We start from the raw sequence: 3,007 nt of genomic DNA on the forward strand, positions 1-3,007 counted from the left end.
GCTCCGCAGCGGACAGCACCGGCAGGTCACCGACCCGCTGCCCGCGGTCCAGGGAAACCGCCTCCAGCACCGCCGCCAGATGCCCGGCCATCCGCTCGATCGTCCCCGCGTCGAACGCCGCACGGTCGTAGGACAGCCGGATCATGAGTTCACGGCCATGACTGGCGATCAGGTTCAGCGGGTAGTTCGCCTGTTCGCGTCCATGGGCGATGCCGGCCCGCAGTCCGTCGGCCGCCGACTGCTCGCGGCCCGCCTCCAACGCGTCGACCGGGTAGTTCTCGAAGACGTAGAGACTGTTGAACAGTGCTTGGCCGGACGGCAGGTCGGTGCACGAGGCGATCGTCATCAGCGGCGTGTGCTCGAACTGCCGCGCACGCACCTGCGCGTCCTGGAGCGCTGCCAGCCACTCCACCACCGGCCGGTCACGGTCGACACCGATGCGGACGGGGGTGGTGTTGAGCAGCAGGCCGACCATCGAGTCCATGCCGTCGAGTTGGCCGCCCCGACCCGACGACGTCACGCCGAACACCACGTCGTCGCTGCCGGAGTAGAGCGCCAGGACCAGCGCCCACGCGCCCTGCACGACACTGTTGAGCGTCAGCCTGTGCCGCCGGGAGAAGGCAGCGAGCCCGTCGCCCGCCATCGGTACGGGTACCTGCCCCTGTCCCTCCTCGCCCGTGGCCCGCTCGACGCCCAGCGGTGCCGCCTCGGTGACTCCGTCCAACTGCTCCCGCCAGTAGCGGCGGGCCTCGTCCGTGTCCTGCCCGGCCACCCAAGCCGCAAAATCACGGAATGCCGCTCGCGCCGGCAGTTGCGGCTGCCGCTCCGTGCGGAAGGCGTGATAGGCCTCCAGCACCTCGCCGAGGACGATCGGGATGCTCCAGCCGTCCAGCAGCAGGTGGTGATAGCCCCACACCACCTGGTGCCGTTGTTCCGCAAGCTTGACCACGGTCAGCCTGACGAGTGTCGGCGCTGAGAAGTCTGCGCCCTGCGCGCTGTCTGCCGCCATGTGGTCGGCGACCGCCTGTTCTTGAGCCGCCTCGTCCAAGTCCGAGAGGTCCAGCACCCGCAGAGGCAGCGGAACCGAACGTGACACCACGGCCAGTGGCTCGGGTACGTCGTCCCATACCACCGTGGTGCGCAGCACTTCGTGCCGGGCGAAGACCAGCTCCCAGGCGCGGCGCAGAGCCGCCAGATCCAGTTCGCCCTCCAGCGACAGCCCGTTCTGCACCCAGTACATGCCGGGGTCTGCGGCCAACTCGGTGTGGAACACCATGCCCTGTTGCAGGGCGGTGAGCGGGTACATGTCTTCGGCAACCGTCGTAAGGCGCCCGATGACCCGGTCGACGCTTCCCTGGTCGAGGGCCGCCAGTGGGAAGTCCGACGGAGTGCATCCACCGACGTCCGGACGGCAGCAGTGGTCGATCAGCTCGTTCAGCACCTCGATGTAGCGCTGCGCCAAACCGTTGACCGTCGCCTCGTCGTGGACCTCACCGCCGTACGTCCAAGCCATCTCCAGACGGCCGTCGGCGATCAGGCTGTTGATGGTGAGAAGGCTGGGCCGTTCGGCTCGCCCCGACTCGGGTTCGCCCAGGGGCGGTCCTGATGGGCGGAAAAGCCCACCGGGTCCGCCGGGTCCGCCGGGAGCTTGAGGTCCCGTCCGGCCCAGGTAGTTGAAGCTCACCTCGGGCATCCCCGCGGGCGTCCAGTCAGGCAGGTTGCGCAGCAGGCCGTAGCCCAGGCCCTTGCGCGGAACGGCCCGCAGGTACTCCTTGGTTCGGCACAGCACCGCGCCCAGGTCGGCGTCGTCCAGCCCCGCCAGCATGACCGGGTACATGCTGGTGAACCAGCCGACCGTCCGCGATACGTCGATGTCGGCGCCCACGTCCTCACGGCCGTGACCCTCCAGCTCCACCACGACCGAAGGCGTCTGACACCACTCGGTGAGAACCACGCCCAGGGCACTCAGCAGAACATCGTTGATCTGCGTCCGGAAGGCCCCCGGCACCTCACGCAGCAGGCGTTCGGTCTGCTCCTGCCCCAGGACCGCCCGCACCTCGCGGGCCAGAGCATTGGTGTTGGAGCTGAGGCCTTCATGGTCGCGCGGCAGCGGTGTGACGGCCGCTTCCAGCCCGCGCCAGTAGGCGGACTCAGCCGGGTCGGCCAGGTCGGCCAGGTCGGCCAGGTCGGCCAGACGCCGTGACCAGGCCATGAACGAGGTGGTTTTGGCGGGCAGTTCGCCCCGCGTACAGGCCAGTGCCAGGTCCTCAAGAAGAATCGGCCACGAGACGGTGTCCATCACCAGGTGGTGCACGACGATCAGCAGCCGTTGGCCACCGTCGCCGTCTTCGAACAGCACGGCCCTGAGCAAAGGTCCGTCCGCCAAGTCGAGGCCGGACTGCGCCTCGGCGCCGAGGACCCGCTCGTCGCCCGCGTGGCACACCCACAACAGCTCGGCCGGCTCGGCGGCCACGATCCGGCCCGTCCACTCGTCGCCGTCCCGGACAAAACGCGAACGCAGCGCGTCGTGCTGCTCCAGCACCGCCTGCAGTGCCTCCCGCAACGTCTCCGGCTCGACCCGTTCAGTGACATCCAGCACCATCGACTGGTTGAAGTGTCCCTGTTCCGGCGTGTTGCGTTCCAGGAACCGGCGCTGGACCGGCGAAAGCGGGAAGTCACCCACTACGCGGCCCTGTTCGGCGGTGACCAAGCTGTCCGAACTCGCCACCGAAGCGAGGCCGGCAACTGTCTGTACGTCGAACAGCTGCGCCACCGTAATGTGCACGCCCAGATCCCGCGCCCGCGAGACGACCTGGATACTGATGATCGAGTCGCCGCCGAGTTCGAAGAAGTTGTCCTCGACGCCGACCCGCTCGACACGGAGTATCCGCGCCCATATGTCGGCCAGGGCCTGTTCGGTCTCGGTGCGGGGCGCAATGTATCCACCGAGTTCGGGACGGGCACCGTCCGGCGAGGGCAGCGCCGCCCGGTCGACCTTGCCGTTCGC

General features: G+C 68.7%; 1 protein-coding gene. It reads right to left on the reverse strand.

Annotated elements, in window-relative coordinates; translation table 11 throughout:
* On the reverse strand, positions 1-3,007 hold a 3,007-nt coding region (locus tag AB0D14_RS44835; protein WP_362791269.1), incomplete at both ends, for a condensation domain-containing protein.

The organism is Streptomyces sp. NPDC048484 (genome assembly GCF_040651415.1).
GTDB lineage: Bacteria > Actinomycetota > Actinomycetes > Streptomycetales > Streptomycetaceae > Streptomyces.